Origin of the sequence: Salinicola sp. MIT1003 (genome assembly GCF_001858555.1) — a bacterium.
GTDB classification, from domain to species: Bacteria; Pseudomonadota; Gammaproteobacteria; order Pseudomonadales; family Halomonadaceae; genus Salinicola; species Salinicola salarius.
Genome location: NZ_MCAP01000022.1, coordinates 204,509 through 222,239, shown reverse-complemented (window position 1 = coordinate 222,239; position 17,731 = coordinate 204,509). Strand labels below are relative to the sequence as shown.

17 protein-coding genes are annotated in these 17,731 nt (G+C 63.3%); 10 read left to right on the top strand and 7 right to left on the bottom strand.

Going from position 1 to position 17,731, the window contains the following annotated elements:
• The first annotated feature begins 6 nt into the window (after window positions 1–6).
• The 8 genes from BC443_RS10840 to ppk1 all read left to right on the top strand — a co-directional run bounded on the left by BC443_RS10840 (window position 7) and on the right by ppk1 (window position 7,777).
• Entirely contained in the window at window positions 7–630 is a 624-nt protein-coding gene (locus tag BC443_RS10840; protein WP_071231843.1) for an SCP2 sterol-binding domain-containing protein, read from the top strand.
• Window positions 627–2,249, top strand: coding sequence for a ubiquinone biosynthesis regulatory protein kinase UbiB (ubiB, locus tag BC443_RS10835; RefSeq protein ID WP_071231842.1), 1,623 nt, complete (start codon window positions 627–629; stop codon window positions 2,247–2,249). The genes BC443_RS10840 and ubiB overlap by 4 nt, the downstream gene beginning before the upstream one ends.
• A 185-nt stretch (window positions 2,250–2,434) precedes the next feature.
• Complete coding sequence (locus BC443_RS10830) at window positions 2,435–2,776, top strand: phosphoribosyl-ATP diphosphatase (protein WP_071231841.1); 342 nt, start codon at window positions 2,435–2,437, stop codon at window positions 2,774–2,776.
• Window positions 2,777–2,815: 39 nt separating this feature from the next.
• The gene (gene tatA, locus BC443_RS10825) at window positions 2,816–3,097 is read left to right on the top strand and encodes a Sec-independent protein translocase subunit TatA (protein WP_071231840.1); all 282 of its coding nucleotides are present in this window, start codon (window positions 2,816–2,818) and stop codon (window positions 3,095–3,097) included.
• Between the two features lie 5 nt (window positions 3,098–3,102).
• Window positions 3,103–3,546, top strand: a complete 444-nt coding sequence (tatB, locus tag BC443_RS10820; protein ID WP_071231839.1) for a Sec-independent protein translocase protein TatB — start codon at window positions 3,103–3,105, stop codon at window positions 3,544–3,546.
• The gene (gene tatC / locus BC443_RS10815; protein ID WP_071231838.1) at window positions 3,543–4,316 is read left to right on the top strand and encodes a twin-arginine translocase subunit TatC; all 774 of its coding nucleotides are present in this window, start codon (window positions 3,543–3,545) and stop codon (window positions 4,314–4,316) included. The genes tatB and tatC overlap by 4 nt, the downstream gene beginning before the upstream one ends.
• 185 nt (window positions 4,317–4,501) lie before the next feature.
• The gene (gene hemB, locus BC443_RS10810; RefSeq protein WP_071231837.1) at window positions 4,502–5,509 is read left to right on the top strand and encodes a porphobilinogen synthase; all 1,008 of its coding nucleotides are present in this window, start codon (window positions 4,502–4,504) and stop codon (window positions 5,507–5,509) included.
• Window positions 5,510–5,548: 39 nt separating this feature from the next.
• Window positions 5,549–7,777: a polyphosphate kinase 1 gene (ppk1, locus tag BC443_RS10805; RefSeq protein ID WP_071231836.1), complete on the top strand. Its 2,229-nt coding sequence runs from the start codon at window positions 5,549–5,551 to the stop codon at window positions 7,775–7,777.
• Between the two features lie 109 nt (window positions 7,778–7,886).
• Here ppk1 and BC443_RS10800 read toward each other — a convergent pair whose 3' ends face one another.
• From BC443_RS10800 to BC443_RS19225, 3 genes are all read right to left on the bottom strand, one after another.
• Window positions 7,887–10,019 carry a PhoX family phosphatase gene (locus tag BC443_RS10800; RefSeq protein WP_071231835.1) on the bottom strand — a complete coding sequence of 711 codons (2,133 nt, stop codon included), beginning with the start codon at window positions 10,017–10,019 and terminating at the stop codon, window positions 7,887–7,889.
• 98 nt (window positions 10,020–10,117) lie between these two features.
• Window positions 10,118–11,194, bottom strand: a complete 1,077-nt coding sequence (locus BC443_RS10795) for a 3-deoxy-7-phosphoheptulonate synthase (protein WP_071231834.1) — start codon at window positions 11,192–11,194, stop codon at window positions 10,118–10,120.
• A gap of 133 nt (window positions 11,195–11,327) precedes the next feature.
• Complete coding sequence (locus tag BC443_RS19225; protein WP_276233242.1) at window positions 11,328–11,453, bottom strand: hypothetical protein; 126 nt, start codon at window positions 11,451–11,453, stop codon at window positions 11,328–11,330.
• Window positions 11,454–11,647: 194 nt separating this feature from the next.
• Between BC443_RS19225 and BC443_RS10790 the strand changes: the two genes are divergently transcribed.
• Together BC443_RS10790 and BC443_RS10785 are read left to right on the top strand one after the other, a co-directional pair.
• A complete protein-coding gene (locus BC443_RS10790) occupies window positions 11,648–12,202 on the top strand; it encodes a sigma-70 family RNA polymerase sigma factor (protein WP_071231833.1) in 555 nt (184 codons plus the stop codon).
• The gene (locus tag BC443_RS10785) at window positions 12,181–12,888 is read left to right on the top strand and encodes an anti-sigma factor (RefSeq protein ID WP_083387332.1); all 708 of its coding nucleotides are present in this window, start codon (window positions 12,181–12,183) and stop codon (window positions 12,886–12,888) included. Before BC443_RS10790 ends, BC443_RS10785 begins: the two co-directional genes overlap by 22 nt.
• Before the next feature lie 16 nt (window positions 12,889–12,904).
• Here the strand turns inward: BC443_RS10785 and folM are convergent, their stop codons facing one another.
• The 4 genes from folM to rho all read right to left on the bottom strand — a co-directional run bounded on the left by folM (window position 12,905) and on the right by rho (window position 17,432).
• Entirely contained in the window at window positions 12,905–13,597 is a 693-nt protein-coding gene (gene folM, locus BC443_RS10780; protein ID WP_071231831.1) for a dihydromonapterin reductase, read from the bottom strand.
• Window positions 13,594–14,412: an FAD-binding oxidoreductase gene (locus BC443_RS10775; protein WP_071231830.1), complete on the bottom strand. Its 819-nt coding sequence runs from the start codon at window positions 14,410–14,412 to the stop codon at window positions 13,594–13,596. Before BC443_RS10775 ends, folM begins: the two co-directional genes overlap by 4 nt.
• A 20-nt stretch (window positions 14,413–14,432) precedes the next feature.
• The gene (gene ubiD, locus BC443_RS10770; protein ID WP_071231829.1) at window positions 14,433–15,950 is read right to left on the bottom strand and encodes a 4-hydroxy-3-polyprenylbenzoate decarboxylase; all 1,518 of its coding nucleotides are present in this window, start codon (window positions 15,948–15,950) and stop codon (window positions 14,433–14,435) included.
• A 222-nt stretch (window positions 15,951–16,172) separates the two neighbouring features.
• On the bottom strand, window positions 16,173–17,432 hold the full coding sequence (gene rho / locus BC443_RS10765) for a transcription termination factor Rho (RefSeq protein WP_071231828.1): 1,260 nt from the start codon (window positions 17,430–17,432) through the stop codon (window positions 16,173–16,175).
• Window positions 17,433–17,731: the final 299 nt, after the last annotated feature.

Below are 17,731 nucleotides of genomic sequence, written 5' to 3'. Positions count from 1 at the left end.
GGCCTCATGCTGGATACATTCGCCCTGGTCGCGCTGGAGCGCTCGCTGAACACGCTGCTGCGACGTGACCCCGCATCGCCCGCGAGGCTGGCGGCACTGGCCGGTCATACCCTGCGCCTGACTTTCGCCGAGGCCCGGCTCGGACTGCGCGTGGCCTTTCATGACGATGGCGTCACGCTGGGGCGCGTGCATGACTGGCACGACGCGGACGATCTCGAGATCACCGTCACCCGAGACGTCCTCACCCGCCTGATGGCGGGCGACTCGCCCGAACGGCTGCTGTTCAGCGGGCAATTGCCGGTTACCGGCCAGACGGGGCTGTTGGCTCCCATCCAGACTCTGTTCATGGATCTCGACATCGACTGGGAAGGCGCGTTGGCCAGCATCCTGGGCAATGGCACCGCGCACGGCGTGGCCAGCGGTATCCGTCATCTCGACCGTCAGGCCCGTTTTCTGGCCAACGAATGGCAACAGGACATGCATGAGTATCTGTTCGAGGAACGACGCTGGCTGGCGGGACGCGACCAGCTGGCCGTCGCCCGTGACCATCTGACCGAACTCCAGCAGGCCGTCGATCGACTCGGGGCCAGAGTGGCTCGGCTGCAACGTCGCCGGGAGTCGCATTCATGAGTTTGCGGCTATTTCGCATCGCCTGGACCGTCTCCCGTTATCGCCTCGACAGCTTGGTTCCCCAGGAACGCCTGCCACCGGTCATTCGCTGGCTGTGGCGCTTCGCTCCCGTTCGCCTGATCCCGATCGGCGACCATTCGCGGGGCAAGCGACTGCGCCTGGCGCTGGAATCGCTGGGCCCGATCTTCGTCAAGTTCGGCCAGATGCTGTCGACGCGACGCGATCTGCTGCCGCCGGATATCGCCGATGAACTCAAACGGCTGCAGGATCAGGTTCCGCCCTTCCCCGGCGAAACCGCCCGCGCCATGGTCGAGCTCGAGCTGGGCCAGACGGTCGAGGAAGCGTTCGCGGCGTTCGAGACCGAGCCGATGGCCTCGGCGTCGATCGCCCAGGTGCACGCCGCCGAGCTGCACAGCGGCGAGCAGGTCGTGGTCAAGATCATTCGCCCCGGTATCGATCGCATCATGCGCGAAGATATCGGGCTGCTGTATACCTTCGCGCGCCTGATGCGCCGGATTCCCGAAGCGCGTCGCCTTCGGCCGGTGGAAGTGGTCCAGGACTACGAAGCGACACTGTTCGACGAGCTCGATCTCAACAAGGAAGCCGCCAATACCTCGCAGCTCAAGCGCAACTTCCAGAGCTCGCCGCTACTTTACGTGCCTGCCATCCACTGGTCGCTGACTCACCGTCAGGTCATGGTCCAGGAACGCATCAACGGCATTCCGGTGGCGGATATCGATGCCCTGCGCGCCCAGGGCACCGATCTCAAGAAGCTGGCCGAGCGTGGCGTCGAGATCTTCTTCACCCAGGTCTTCCGCGACAATTTCTTCCATGCCGACATGCATCCCGGCAATATCTTCGTCTCGCGGGACAACCCCACCGAGCCTCGTTACATCGCCATCGACTGCGGTATCGTCGGCAGCCTGACCCGGGAAGACCAGGATTATCTGGCGCGGAACCTGCTCGCGTTCTTCCGCCAGGACTATTACGAAGTCGCGGTACTGCATATCGAATCCGGCTGGGTCGGCGAAGGCACGCGAGCCAACGAGTTCGCGTCGGCGATCCGCGCGGTGTGCGAGCCGATTCTGGAGAAGCCGCTCAAGGACATCTCCTTCGGTCAGGTGCTGCTGGGGCTGTTTCAGACCGCGCGGCGCTTCAACATGGAAGTCCAGCCACAGCTGGTACTGCTGCAGAAAACGCTGCTCAACATCGAAGGACTCGGTCGCCAGCTCTATCCCGATCTGGACCTGTGGAGCACGGCCAAGCCCTATCTCGAGCGCTGGATGCGTGAGCGCGCCGGGCCCAAGGGCTTCTGGAAGACACTGCAGAAGCACGCGCCGGAACTGGCGCATCAGATTCCGGAACTGCCGGTGCTCGCGCACCAGGCTCTCTCCGACCGCGAGCAGCAGCGTCGGCTCAACCGTCAGCAGACGGAGGCGCTGACGAGCCTGGAAGCCCGCTTCCAGCGAGCCGCCCCCCGCGCCCGACGCCTGCGCCTGGGCGCGGTTCTGCTGGCGGTGGCGCTGGCCTGGCAGCCGATGCTGGCGTGGGCGGAACAGCAACCGTGGCCGGTGCTGGTCGCGGCCGGCCTGGGCGTAGTGCTGCTGGCGTGGCGCTGAGTGTATGATGACGCCCCGTACGTCGAAGTCATCGAGCTCGAAGCTGCTTTTTACAGCGCCCCGAAGCCGGCGCCCGAAGCTCGCGACTTGGTTTTTCTTATGGCTTAAAGCTTACGGCTTACAGCTTCCGACGCAGTCGGGGCGGCTCGAAGCCAATCTAGCCTCAGAAGCAGGAATGTCATCTCATGAGTGATACTCTCGAGCAACTGGCGGCGGTACTGGACGCCCGTCGCAGCGCGGACCCGGATAGCTCCTATGTCGCGCAGCTGCATCATCGAGGCCTCAACAAGATCCTGGAAAAGGTCGGCGAGGAAGCGACGGAAACGCTGCTTGCTGCCAAGGATGTCGAGGCGGATGATGCAAAGAGCCGTCAGGATCTGGTCGGCGAAGTGGCCGACCTCTGGTTTCACAGTCTGGTCATGCTGTCGCACCTCGATATCGACCACCGTGAAGTACTGGCGGAACTGGCCCGGCGCTTCGGCGTTTCGGGGCTGGACGAAAAGGCATCGCGCCAGCGAGACTCATGAATCATCATCGCGCCAACGCGCATCGGTAAGGAGAAAGTTATGCTGGGCGGGATTAGCATCTGGCAGTTGTTGATCGTTCTCGGGATCATCATTCTGATCTTCGGCACCAAGAAACTGCGCAACGTCGGCAGCGACCTGGGCGGTGCCGTCAAGGGCTTCAAGAAGGCCGTCGGTGAAGACGAAGACGAGAAAAAAGGGAGCACGACGCAGCATAGCATCAACCACTCCCAGGACTCGGCGAACCACACCACCCAGGACAGCAACTTCGATAGCCGCGCCGACGAGACGCAGACGTCCAGCGACAAGGCCGAGCGCAAGTAACCGACATGTTCGATATCGGTTTCTTCGAACTTCTGCTGATCGGCATCGTGGGCTTGCTGGTACTGGGGCCGGAGCGCCTGCCCAAGGCAGCCCGTACCGCCGGCCTCTGGGTCGGCCGGATCAAGCGCAGCGTCTCGACCATGCAGCGGGAGATCACCTCTCAGCTCGAGGCCGAGGAGTTGCGCCAGAAACTGGCCGAGCAGCAGAAGAAACTGGACGAGGGCGTCAACCAGGCGCGCCGAGGCGTCGAGAAGCACTTCGAAAGCGACTCGAAAGGCGGCTCGTCCCCCTCGACATCGACGCCCTCGATATCGACGCCCTCTTCCGGGAATGACCGGCAATCGGCCGGGGCAACCTCCGACGCCGACCCGCAGCCGTCGTCGTCCCCTGAGTCGCCCCCCGCTGCCTCTTCTTCCTCCCCCGCGGACAAGGATTCGGCTTCCCGATGAGCGATGCCTCTTCTCCACCGCCAGATGAACAGCAGCCACAGGCGCCACTGATCGAGCACTTGATAGAGTTGCGCTCCAGACTGATGAAGGCCGTGATCGTCGTCGTGGTGATCTTCGTCGGGCTCTACGCGTTCTCCAACGAGATCTACCGCTTCGTCGCCGACCCGCTGGTGGCCCTGTTGCCGGTGGGATCGAAGATGATCGCCACCGAGGTCACCTCGCCGTTCCTGGCACCGTTCAAGCTGACCATGGTGGTCGCGATCTTCGCCGCGATCCCGTTCATTCTCTATCAGGCCTGGGCGTTCATCGCGCCGGGGCTCTACAAGCACGAAAAAGCGCTGGCATTCCCGCTGCTCGCCTCCAGCATTCTGCTGTTCTACTGCGGCGCCGCCTTCGCCTACTATGTCGTGTTCCCGCTGCTGTTCAGCTTCTTCGTGCATACCGGGCCGCAGGACGTCACGGTGATGACGGATATCAACGCCTATCTCAACTTCGTGCTGAAGATGTTCTTTGCCTTCGGCGTGGCGTTCGAAATCCCCATCGCCACCTTTCTGGTCATCTGGACCGGGATCACCGACGTGAAGAGCCTGAGCAAGAAGCGCCCTTATGTGATCCTGATCTGTTTCATCATCGGCATGCTGCTCACCCCGCCGGACATCATTTCGCAGAGCCTGCTGGCCGTGCCCATGTGGCTTCTGTTCGAGGTCGGCATCGTCTTCGGCCGTATCGTCCAGCGTCGCCGCGCGGAAGATCCGACCGGCGCGGACTGATCCGTTCGCGCGGCACTGCCGTGACAAGCCGCTGCGACAACCGCCCTCATCCTGTCGGCCCTCACGGTTGTTATACTGAGGCATCGAACCCACTGTCATCGTTCTGTCATTCGCCGTCGGTAGAGTAGCTACCGGCGCCGCGAACGTGCCGCAAGGCATGTTCGCCGTCCACCGTGGAGACATTCATGCGTTACAACCTGCCTCGTCAGTACCCGGCCACCCGCCTGCGTCGTCTACGCAAGAGCGATTTTTCCCGCCGCCTGGCCAGAGAATCGACACTGACGACTGACGACCTGATTCTTCCCGTCTTCGTGCTCGACGGCGAGAAGCGCCGCGAGCCGGTCGCGTCGATGCCGGGCGTCGAGCGTCTGTCCATCGACGAGCTGCTGCGCGAGACCGAAGAGCTGGTCGAACTCGGCATCCCGGCGATCGATCTCTTTCCCTTCACGCCGGCGGAAAAGAAGACTGTCGACGGCGCCGAAGCGTGGAATCCGGACGGCGTGATCCAGCGTGCGATTCGGGCGTTGCGCGAGCGCTTCCCGGATCTCGGCATCATCACCGATGTGGCGCTCGACCCCTACACGACCCACGGTCAGGACGGGGTGCCGGACGAGAACGGCTATCTGATGAACGATCGCACCATCGAAGCGCTGATCAAGCAGGCGCTGTCCCATGCCGAGGCCGGAGCGGACGTGATCTCTCCATCCGACATGATGGATGGCCGGATCGGGGAGATTCGTGCCACCTTCGAACGCGAGGGGCTGCACGAGACGCAGATCATGGCCTATTCGGCCAAGTACGCCTCGAAGTATTACGGCCCGTTCCGCGATGCCATCGGCTCCAGCGGCAACCTGGGCAAGGCCGACAAGTTCAGCTACCAGATGGATCCGGCCAACACCAACGAAGCGCTGCACGAGACGGCACTGGATATTCAGGAAGGCGCCGACATGGTCATGGTCAAGCCCGGCATGCCGTACCTGGACGTCATCCAGCGCGTGAAGGACTCCTTCGGTGTCCCGACCTTCGCCTATCAGGTCAGCGGCGAATACGCCATGCACATGGCTGCCTTCGAAAAGGGCTGGCTGGATGCCGACAGCGTGATCCTGGAGTCGCTGACCTGCTTCAAGCGCGCGGGCGCCGACGGGATCTTGACCTATTTCGCCAAACGCGCCGCACAATTGCTCAATTCCTGAGGGCCGCGGGCGTGTCTGCCCCGGTACCGGAGACTTTAGATGACAGACTCAGGCACACCAGACACGCCCAATACTATCGATACACCCGCCGCCTCAACCGATACGCCATTATCGGTTAGCGGGGAGGAGATCAATGCGAAACCCTTGCGCGTCAACCGTACGCGCAAGGGCATCCATGCCAAGGAGACGCCCTCCTCCCAGGCGGATCTCGACGATCCTGCGCTCTATTTCAACCGTGAGCTGTCGCACCTGCAGTTCAATATCCGCGTGCTCGAGCAGTCTCTGGACCCTTCGCATCCGCTACTCGACCGCCTGATGTTCCTGCTGATCTTCTCTTCCAATCTCGATGAGTTCTTCGAGATTCGCGTGGCCGGGCTCAAGCATCAGCTTGCCTCGTTTCGCGAGGAGACCGGTGCCGACGGCATGACGCCCGCTCGCGTCCTGAGCGAGGTGTCACGTATCGCTCACGAACAGGTGGAACGCCAGTACCGCATTCTCAACGATGTGCTGGTGCCGGCACTGGAAGAGCAGAAGATACGCTTCCGGCGCCGCGCCCAGTGGACACCCGAGCAGGCGGCCTGGGTCACCGACTATTTCGAGGAGGAGATCGCCCCGGTCATCAGTCCGATCGGGCTCGACCCGTCTCACCCGTTTCCGCGACTGGTCAACAAGAGCCTCAACTTCATCGTCGAGCTCGATGGCACAGATGCCTTCGGCCGCGAGGGCGGCATGGCGATCCTGCCCGCACCGCGCTCGCTGCCGCGACTGATCCGGCTGCCGGATGCGCTCTGCGAGGAGGGCTTCACCGACTACGTCTTCCTGTCGTCGATGATCCACGCCCATGCCCACGAGGTCTTTCCCGGCATGGAAGTGGGCGGCTGCTATCAGTTCCGGCTGACGCGCAACGCCGATTTGTCGGTCGATCCCGAAGAAGTCTCGGACCTGGCCTCCGCGCTGCGTGGGGAGCTGCTGGCCAGACGCTACGGCAGCGGCGTCCGTCTGGAGGTGGCCGACAACTGCCCCGACAGCCTCATCGATTTCCTGCTCAAGCAGTTCGAGCTGGGCGAGGAGGATCTCTATCGGGTCAACGGTCCGGTCAACCTGACCCGGATGATGGCGGTACTCGGCGACGTCCAACGCCCCGACCTGCGCTACCGCCCTTTCACGCCCGGCCTGCCTAAGCCGTTACGCGGCGAGGTCAACCTGTTCTCCGCCATTCTTCAGGGCGACATCCTGCTGCATCATCCTTTCCAGTCGTTTACCCCGGTGGAGGATCTGCTGCGCCAGGCGGCACGGGATCCCGACGTGCTGGCCATCAAGCAGACCCTCTATCGCACCGGCGCCGACTCGTCGATCGTCGGCGCACTGGTGGAGGCCGCGCGCGGCGGCAAGGAAGTGACCGTCGTCATCGAGCTGAGGGCGCGCTTCGACGAGGCCGACAACCTGGCCCTGGCCTCCCGGCTGCAGGAAGCCGGTGCCATCGTCATCTACGGTGTCATGGCCTGCAAGACCCACGCCAAGATGATGCACATCGTGCGCCGCGAGAAAGGCACGCTCCGTCACTACGCCCATCTCGGCACCGGCAACTATCACGCCAAGACCGCCAAGCTGTACACCGATTACAGCTTGATGACCGCCAACGAGGCGCTGTGCGACGACGTGCACAAGGTGTTCCAGCAGCTCTCCGGCATGGGCAAGCCACGCAAGATCCAGACGCTGCTGCATGCGCCATTCACGCTGCACAAGACGTTGATCGCGATGATCGAGCGCGAGGCCAAACTGGCAGAGAGCGGCAAGAAGGCCAGGCTCGTTCTCAAGTGCAATGCGATCACCGAGCCCAAGCTGATTCGCGCGCTCTATCGGGCTTCCCAGGCCGGCGTGACCTGCGAGCTGATCATTCGCGGCATGTGCTGCCTCCGCCCCGGCATACCGGGTATCTCCGACAATCTCCGGGTACGCTCGATCATCGGTCGCTTCCTCGAGCATACCCGCGTCTACTACTTTCACAACGATGGCAAGCACGAGGTGTGGTGTTCCAGCGCCGACGCCATGGAGCGCAACATGTTCCATCGGGTGGAGACCTGCTTCCCGCTGCTGGACAAGAAGGTCGCTCAGCAGGTGCGCAAGGATCTGGACACCTATCTACTGGACAACTGCCAGAGCTGGGAACTCGACACCGAGGGTCAGTACCATCTCTGCGACTCGGGCGATGCCGAGCCGATCAGTGCTCAGGAGACGCTGCTTTACGCCTACGCCAGCCAGGCGTGAGCGCGGTCATCTCATGGTTCGATAGCGGTGACCGGATGAATTGATGACTCGATAAAAAAGGCTGGATGCTTTCGCATCCAGCCTTCTTCATGCGCCCGCTCTCGATCGATCAGAGGCCGACCTGACCGCCGTCTTCCTTCCAGATCGCTACCGTCGCCGCGCGGGGGCGAACCTGGCCGTTCGTGGCCCGGGTGGCGTCCTGGCCCAAGGCGTCGCCATCCGCCGGCCAGTTACCGGGATGCTGGATATTGATGAACAGCGCGGTGCGGTCCGGCGTGGCGAAGATACCGGTCACCTCACAGCCATTCGGCCCCACGGCGAAGCGTTTGAGATGACTCTGATTGGCGGCATCGATGACCGAGCCGGCACCACTGGCGTCCTGGCCGAGCGCGCCCGGCACCACCGCCAGCAACTGGTCGTTGGTGTATTCGGCCACGGCATTGTCGCTGTTGTCCGTCTGGAACCAGAGAATGCCCTGCCCTTCGCCACGCGCGTCGTACCATAGGCCGTCGGGACTCGCGAACTGGTTGTCCTCGGTCAGGCCGGAGCGATTGTCGCCTGCGCCGGCGTCGCTGCCGAACACGAAGATCTCCCAGGCAAAGCGATTGTCCGGCTGCTCGCGCCAGCGAATGATGTGTCCGTTCTCGTTGTTGGCGCGCGGGTTGGCGACATTGGCGGGCGCCGTGGCGTAACCCACGCCGCCGGCATCGATCGCCGTGCCGTCGTTGGTGAAACTGGCTTCGGTATCCGCCGCCGTGCGTTTCGAGTTGTTGGTCAAGGTGAAGTAGACCTCGCCGGAGACAGGGTCCACGCTCGACCATTCCGGCCGATCCATCGGCGTCGCGCCCATCAGGTCGGCTGCGTCACAGGTGTGGATGATGATGCCGGCGGTATCGTCGGCCGCCAGGCCCAGCGCCGCGGCCAGCGTCTGGCCGGATGGCGTTTTCGCATCCGGCGTCAGCGGCAGCCACTCGCCTCGCCCGTCTTCATCGAAGCGCGCCGCGTAGAGCGTGCCTTCATCGAGGTATTTGCCGCCGATGGCCAGACGATCCGCTTCGTTGCCCGGCCGAGGGGCATCGGCGGGGTCCCACTTGGCGGCGCTGACGAACTTGTAGATATATTCGTTGCGCGAGTCGTGACCGGTGTAGAACGTCAGCGGCTCGCCGGCGCGGACCGGCCCGGGCCAGCACCCCTCGTGGCGGAAACGTCCCAGCGCCGTGCGCTTGACGGCCATGGCCTGGGTATACGGATCGATCTCGACCACGTAGCCGAAGGTCCGCGCTTCGTTGCGATAGTCTTCACTCGCCTCGCCCACCCGGGGCGTGACATCGAAACGCGAGAACTCGTCTTCCTGCTCGCCATCGCCGGCCGCCGTTTCCCAGCCGTAGCGCCCGCGATCGGTCGGCAAGCCCAGGCGGGCATCGTCGCTGAAGCGCTCGCCGGTATTGACGAAGACTTCCGGCCAGTTTTCCTCGCAGGTCAGGTAAGTTCCCCAGGGGGTGTAGCCATTGGCGCAGTTGTTGTTGGTGCCGCGCGTTCGAGTACCGTCGGTCGAGTAGCGTGTCCTGACATAGTCGCTGCCTGCGACCGGCCCGGCCAGCATGATAGGTGTGGCGGTCGTGATCCGGCGGTTGTAGGGAGAGTCGACCACATGCGTCCAGCCGCCATCATCCTGGCGGCGGATCTCGACGATGGTGACGCCGTGGGCATTGATTTCGGTGCGAACCTCATCGGCCGGCCGCACACCGTCCGGCTGGGTCGGGCCACCCTGGGGCGCCCACAGGGCATCCTGATCGATGTACTCGTTGTTGAGCGCGAGCAGAAAACGGCGCGAGCCACTTTCCGCATCAAGGGGGAAGGCGTGCATGCCGTCATGATGCATGCCCACGCTGTTCGCCTGCTGCTCGGGGGTCATGGCGAGATCCTTCTGCCAGGCACTGGCCCGGGCATTGAGCGGCGTTCCCCACGGAATCAGCACCTGTGCCCGATATCCGGGCGGCACCACGACCGCATCGGTGTGCGAGCCCTTGATCGATTCGAAGGCCAGCGCCAGCGGCGTCTTGTTCTGGGCCCAGGCACCATTGCTGCCGCCGAGCCCGAACCCTCCCATCATGGAAAGCGCGGCCAGCCCCAGGCCACCCTGGAGAATCTGGCGACGCGAAAGATGGCGCTCGACAACCTCACCGAAAGGCAGATTCTGGCTGTTGTTGTGAATTCGATGATCTTCGACATCCCGGCTCATGTTTGTCTCCCTGACTCGTCACGGATTGCTCGTCGTGACGAGGCTAAGCCGGGAATATGACGAGATGATGTCCCCCCGGCGACCGCCGGGGACACGGTTCAGGCCTGACCAAGCCGCTCCGCCGCACGCAGCAACAGCTGTTCGGTGGTCTCCCAGCCCAGGCAGGCGTCGGTGATCGACACGCCATAGCGCAGCGCCGCGGGATTGAGCGCCTGCTTGCCTTCGAACAGGTGGCTTTCGAGCATCACGCCGATCAGGCTGCGATCACCGGCCATGCGCTGTTCCAGCACATCGTAGAGAACCTCCGTCTGACGCCGGTGGTCCTTGTTCGAGTTAGCGTGGCTGCAGTCGACCATGATCCTCGCCGCGAGCCCGGCCTGCGTCATCGCCCGGCGGCTGGCAGCCACGCTCTCGGCATCATGATTGGGCCCGTTGCGGCCACCGCGAAGCACCAGATGCGTGGCGGCATTGCCCGGCGTTTCGATCATCGCCGGGCCGCCGTCGGCGGTCACACCGAAGTGGCGATGCGAATGGGCCGCCGATTGCATGGCAGCGATAGCGACATCGACATTGCCCTGGGTTCCGTTCTTGAATCCGACCGCCGCCGCCAGCCCGCTGGCGAGTTCACGGTGAATCTGGGATTCGGTGGTCCGCGCGCCGATCGCCACCCAGCTCAGCAGATCATCGAAGTAGGCGCCGGCCATCGGCTGCAGCAGCTCCGTCGCGACCGGCAGGCCCAGTTCGGCGATATCGCGCATCAGCCGTCTCGCCATGGCCAGGCCCGCGGCCATGTCGTCGCTGCCGTCGAGGTGGGGATCGTAGGCCAGCCCTTTCCAGCCGACGGTGGTACGCGGTTTCTCGACGTAGACGCGCATCACCAGCAAAAGCCGGTCCTCCACCGCTTCATTGAGTGCCGCCAGACGCTCGGCATACTCCAGCGCCGCGGCAGGGTCGTGCACTGAACAGGGGCCGGTCACGACCAGCAGGCGATCGTCCTCGCCTTCGAGGATGGCCCGTATGGCCTCGCGGCTCGCAGCGATCCGGGCCTCGAGCGCCGCGCTCACCGGCAGCTGCCGACGCAGCTCCTGCGCCGTCGGCAATGGCAGCGCTCTGATGGAAGACGATGATTTCGGCGTGGATAGGGCCGGTTTCAATTCGGATGTGGCAGCGTCCATAACGATCTCATTCCAGGTGATGTTCAAGAATCGAGACCCGAAAACGCGAGAACCCCCGGGTGGGCCTGCCATCCGGGGGTTCTTGATGCGAGGAGGAGGCAGCCCGGTTCCGGGCGTGCCTCGCGGGTTCAGGTCACGTTGACCAACCGGCGGGCACGCCAGTCCTAAACCAATAGCCATAACCGAAGAACGCAAACGCCATCGCACCGCCAACGGCGTTGGCGGTGTCGATGAAGCGTGAATCGTGGCGTTCGGTCATGATCTTTCTCACAGACGTTCGTTCGCAAACATCGTTCGTCACGAAGACGTGATGTCGCAAATTGTCTCTCTATCCTAACGCCCCGGCGCGTTTTGACAAGTCTTTTGAGGCAAACGCTGGCCGCCGAGCTTTACTTGTTCTCGCCCGTTGACGAGACTGGGAAATCAGAAAAAGAAAGGATTCCAAGGACTTTCATGGCCTACCCACCTCATGACGTGCTGATCGACAATCTTCACGCCAGCGCCCGTGGCGATGGTCTCGCTTTCGAGAATCTCTACCGCGCGACCAGTCCGCATCTATACGCCCAGCTATTGCGTATCGTTCGGCAGGAAGCGGCCGCGCAGGACTGCCTGCAACTGGTCTACCTGCGGGTATGGCAGGTGGCCGGACAGTACGATGCTTCCCGCGCCCGCCCGATGACCTGGCTTTCGACCCTCACTCGCAACATCGGCATCGACTGGCTCCGGCGTCAACGCCCCCAGGAAGCCGATAGCGAAGCGATCATCGATTCACTGCCCGGCGAATCCGATGTCGAGAGCGAGAGCGACATCAATCAGCAGGCGGAATCGCTGCAGCAGTGCCTGACCGAATTGCCGGCGCAACAGCGCCAGGTGCTCGAGCTCGCATTTTTCGAAGGATTGACCCATCAAGATCTGGCATCGCATCTCACCACGCCGTTGGGAACCGTCAAGAGCTGGGTCCGCAGAGGCCTCGAGAGGTTGAAGGCATGCATGACACGTTTGACTTGAGCGACCCCGAAGCGCGCGAGCTGGCCGCCGGAGAGTACGTTCTCGGTACGCTGGATCGAGACCAGCGCGCCGAGTTCGAGGCATTGCTGGCGGTCAGCACGGATCTGCAGCGTAGCGTCGATGCCTGGCGAGAGCACCTGCAGATCTTCAACCAGCAGCTGGAACCGGTGACGCCGCCCGGCCATCTGTGGTCCGGCATTGTCGCGCGCCTGGGCCTGAGAGCGGGCCTGCTGCAGCGTCTCGGCTTCTGGCGGGCGTTCAGCGGTTTCGCGACGGCGGCGGCGCTGGTTCTGGCAGTGATCGCGCTGACGCCACGGGAGCCGGCGATGATGCCCGGTGAATATGTCTTCGTGATCAACCACGCCAGCGGCCAGCCGGCCTGGATTATCAACGCCACCCTCGACGGCAAGATGATGGTTCAGGCGGTCAAACCCGGCCCGATGCCCGCAGGCAAGGGTGGCGAGCTGTGGATGATGGAGAACGGTACGCCGGTTTCGCTAGGCATGTTGCCGATTCAGGGCCAGGCCACCATGCAGTTGCCCGCCAAGATGCTGGGCCTGATGAAGACCGCCGATTTCGCCGTCAGCATGGAGCCGAGCTCCGGCGCGCCGGGAGGCAAGCCATCCGGCCCCGTGATCGACGAAGGCAAACTGGTACAGATTCGCAACAGCACCGTCTCGCTATAGACGAATCGCGGCGCTTTCAGCCCAGGTGGCTGCCGCCGTCAACCGGCATTATCGTGCCGGTGACGAAGTCATTGTCGAGCAGGTAACGCAGGGTCTGGTAGATCACCCCTGGCCCCGGCACGCGCCGGTCGCGGCCGCCATCTACGTCTTCGCCCTCGGCGAGCATCACCAGACCGGGCGCGATGGCGTTGACCTGGATCGTGGGCGCGAACTGGGCGGCGAACGACCGGGTCAGGCTTTCCAGCCCGGCCTTGGTGGCGGCGTAGGCGGACTGCCCCGCCGCGCCCCGCTGTACTACGCTGTCGGTGATATGCACGATGTCGCGCTGCGGCTCCTGGCAGGCGTCCAGCAGGCTGCGGGCATGGAGATTGATCAGATACGGCGCCTGCATGTTGACCCGGAACAGACGCTCGAAGGTTTCGCCGGCCGCCTCGGGGCCGGGGTCCGACAACCACTCCCCAGCGTTGTGAATGATGGCGCGCAGACTCGCGGTGTTATCCCGCAGCCGGGCGATGAAGTCGAGAATACCGGCTTCGGTGGCAAAGTCCGCCGCCAGCGTCACCGCGCCACGCTCCCGTAGCGCCGACAGCGACTCCCGCTCGCGGCGATAGGTGACGATCACCGGATGGCCGTCGTCGAGCAGCCGCTCGGCACAGTGCAGCCCAAGGCGCTGGGTGCCACCGGTGATCAGGATCGGGGATTGGCTCACGACTTCTTCTCCGGTGACGAGGCGATCTCGCCCGGGGTCAACGGCGCCTGATCCGGGTCGCTCTCCGGCAGTGGCAGAAACGGCACCCGCGGCGCATAGCTGAAGACGTCCGAATGGACCTGCGATTCGACCAGCCCCAACGGGGCCAGCGTATCCACGCAGGCATAGACCATGCCGGGAGATCCGGCGAGGTAGATCTCGACGCCTTCCAACGTATCCAGCTGCGATGCCAGCACCTCATCGATACGCCCGGTGTGCCAGCGCACGCCGGGCAGCGCCTCGAGCGCGGCCTCCGGGGTTTCGACCACAGCGTGAAAACGAACGTTCGCATACGCCTGGGCCCATTCCCGCGCCTGGGTTTCAGCATAGAGATCGCGGCGCTCGCGCACGGCCCACCAGATCGAGATGTCCCGTTCGGGATTCTCGGTCAGGGCGGCTTCGACGATGGCCTTGAGCTGGGCAAAGCCGGTACCGGCGGCGATCAGCAGCAGCGGCTCCGAACGGCCTGCAGGTAGCGTGCACTCGCCGCTGGGCAGCCGGACCGACAGCCGATTGCGATGGGTCAGCAGCTCCCGCAGGCGCGCCGAGTGGGTGCGTTCCGGCCAATGCTGAATGTGCAGCTCCAGACGGCCGTCGCCGGTTTCGGCGCAGGCGATCGAGAACGGCACCCAGGTCTCTTCATGCAATTCCAGTTCGAGATACTGCCCGGGCGCATGGGCAATCGCCTCGGCACGCCCTTCGAGCACGACCCGGAACACATCGGGCGTCAGATCCTCGACGGTTTCCACCTGGCAGGTCAACGTTCTGACCGTCATGTTCACCTCATCGTTTGCCGTCATGCCGCACCGCCGTCCGAGGGTTTTCCGGTTCGCGCCTGTGGTGGCGCGATATCGATACCATAGCTTTCCCAGCGCTCGTCGACCCGCGATTTGATCGCCGGATCCATGACGATGGGTTCTCCCCACTCCCGTGTCGTCTCGCCGGGCCACTTGTTGGTCGCATCCAGCCCCATCTTCGAGCCCAGCCCCGCCGTCGGCGAGGCGAAGTCGAGATAGTCGATCGGCGTATTCTCCACCATCACCGTATCCCGGGCAGGGTCCATCCGGGTGGTGATCGCCCAGATCACGTCTTCCCAGTTGCGGGCATCGACATCGTCGTCCAGCACGATCACGAACTTGGTGTACATGAACTGGCGCAGGAAGCTCCAGACGCCCATCATGACCCGCTTGGCGTGACCGGGGTATTGCTTCTTCATGGTCACCACCGCCATGCGATAGGAGCATCCTTCCGGCGGCAGATAGAAGTCGACGATCTCGGGAAACTGCTTGCGCAGGATCGGCACGAACACTTCATTGAGCGCCAGCCCCAGCACCGCGGGCTCGTCCGGCGGGCGGCCGGTGTAGGTCGAATGGTAGATCGGATCACGCCGATGGGTGATCCGCTCGACGGTAAAGACGGGAAAGCTTTCGACTTCGTTGTAGTATCCGGTGTGATCGCCATAGGGCCCTTCGGGGGCCATGTCGTCCGGATGGATGAAACCTTCCAGCACGATCTCGCTGGAAGCCGGGACCTGCAGGTCGGCGTGGCCGCATTTGACCAGTTCGGTCCGCGAACCGCGCAGCAGGCCGGCGAAGGCGTACTCGGAGAGCGTGTCCGGCACTGGTGTCACGGCGCCCAGGATGGTCGCCGGGTCGGCCCCCAGCGCCACCGCGACGGGGAAGGGTTCGCCGGGGTGTGTCTGCTGCCATTCGCGAAAATCCAGCGCCCCGCCGCGGTGACTCAGCCAACGCATGATTAATCGATTCTTGCCAAGCTTCTGCTGACGATAGATCCCCAGGTTCTGGCGCGACTTGTGCGGCCCCTTGGTCACCACCAGCGCCCAGGTCACAAGCGGCGCCACGTCGCCCGGCCAGCAGTGCTGAATCGGCAGACGATCGAGATCGACCTCATCGCCTTCGAGCACGACCTGCTGGCACGGCGCCGAACGCAACGTCTTCGGTCCCATGCTCATGACCTGCTTGAAGATCGGCAGCTTCTCCCAGGCATCCTTGAGACCTTTGGGCGGGTCGGGCTCCTTCAGGAAAGCCAGCAGCTTGCCCACCTCACGCAGCGCTTCGACGCTTTCCTGCCCCATGCCCATGGCCACGCGCTCCGGGGTACCGAACAGGTTTCCCAGCACCGGCATCTCGCTACCCTTGACGTTCTCGAACAGCAGCGCAGGCCCACCGGCTCGCAGCGTGCGATCACAGATCTCGGTGATCTCCAGGTAGGGATCCACCTCGACCGTAACACGCTTCAACTCACCGCGCGCCTCCAGCGCCGCGATGAAGTCCCGCAAATCGTGATATTTCATGGCGTTGCCCGCATCCCGCTATCCAAGAACGCAAAAAGGGCAGCATAACATGCTGCCCTATTGCATCTCTGCTCGATTTCCAAATCTCGATCCCATCAGACCCGAACATCGGATCGAACGATGGCAGGACAAGGCGAACGACGACGAGCCAGCGGAGTGTACTGTCGTACATGAGCATGGCGAGTCGGCGTTCAACGCCGTACTGCCGAGCGCAGACCGATGTTATCTACGCTTCATGGCTTCGAAGAATTCCAGGTTGGTCTTGGTATCCTTGAGGCGATCGATCAGGAACTCGGTAGCGGCCACGTCGTCCATCGGGTTGAGCAGCTTGCGCAGGATCCACATGCGCTGCATCTCGTCCTCGGAGGCGATCAGATCCTCGCGACGGGTGCCGGAACGGCGAATGTTGAGAGCGGGATAGACGCGGCGCTCGGCCAGCTTGCGGTCCAGGTGGGCTTCCATGTTGCCGGTACCCTTGAACTCCTCGAAGATCACTTCGTCCATCTTCGAGCCAGTATCGACCAGCGCCGTGGCGAGGATGGTCAGGCTGCCGCCCTCTTCGATGTTGCGCGCGGCGCCGAAGAAACGCTTGGGCTTCTCGAGGGCATGAGCGTCGACACCACCGGTCAGCACCTTGCCGGAAGACGGCACTACGGTGTTGTAGGCGCGCGCCAGGCGAGTGATGGAGTCGAGAAGAATGACCACGTCCTTCTTGTGCTCGACCAGACGCTTGGCCTTCTCGATGACCATCTCGGCCACCTGGACGTGACGGGCCGGCGGCTCGTCGAAGGTCGATGCCACGACTTCACCGCGCACCGTCCGTGACATCTCGGTCACCTCTTCCGGGCGCTCGTCGATCAGCAGCACGATCATGTGACATTCGGGATTGTTGCGCGTGATCGAGGTGGCGATGTTCTGCAGCATCAAGGTCTTGCCGGCCTTGGGCGGCGACACGATCAGGCCACGCTGGCCCTTGCCGATCGGCGCGGTGAGATCGATGACCCGCGCGGTGATGTCCTCGGTGGAGCCGTTGCCGATCTCCATCACCATGCGCTCCTGCGGGAACAGCGGCGTCAGGTTCTCGAACAGGATCTTGTGCTTGGCGTTTTCCGGCTTGTCGAAGTTGATCTCGTTGACTTTCAACAGCGCGAAGTAGCGCTCGCCTTCCTTCGGCGGGCGGATCTTGCCGGCAATCGAGTCGCCCTTGCGCAGATTGAAACGGCGAATCTGGGACGGCGAAACGTAGATGTCGTCGGGGCCGGCCAGGTAGGAGGAGTCGGCGCTACGCAGGAAACCGAATCCGTCCTGCAGAATCTCCAGGACGCCATCGCCGTAAATGTCCTCGCCACTCTTTGCGTGTTTTTTCAGGATGGCGAAGATGATGTCCTGCTTGCGTGAACGCGCCAGATTATCGATACCCATTTCGCGGGCGATATCCAGCAGTTCAGGAACGGATTTTTGCTTGAGTTCGGTTAGATTCATGAGTTCTGTCAGAGAAGGCTCGTGTCGCAGGCAATGACTTTTGCCGAGATAGAAAAGAAGGACAAGAGGCGGTCAGTTCAAACGCCGCGCGGCGCGTTCAGTCGTCCCAGGATGTCAGGCATTCGTATGGTCTGTTGGCCCAGCGTCGACGCATGTCGGGATGCCGACTGGCCGTGTGACGAAGGTGCCGGGAGAGCGGTTCGATTCGCCTGCCATTCTCGCGGAAAGCGTCATCCGAGAGAGTGGTCACTGTCCAAAGATCGGTACTGGGATTGACTGACGACTTGGGGGACCGCGAC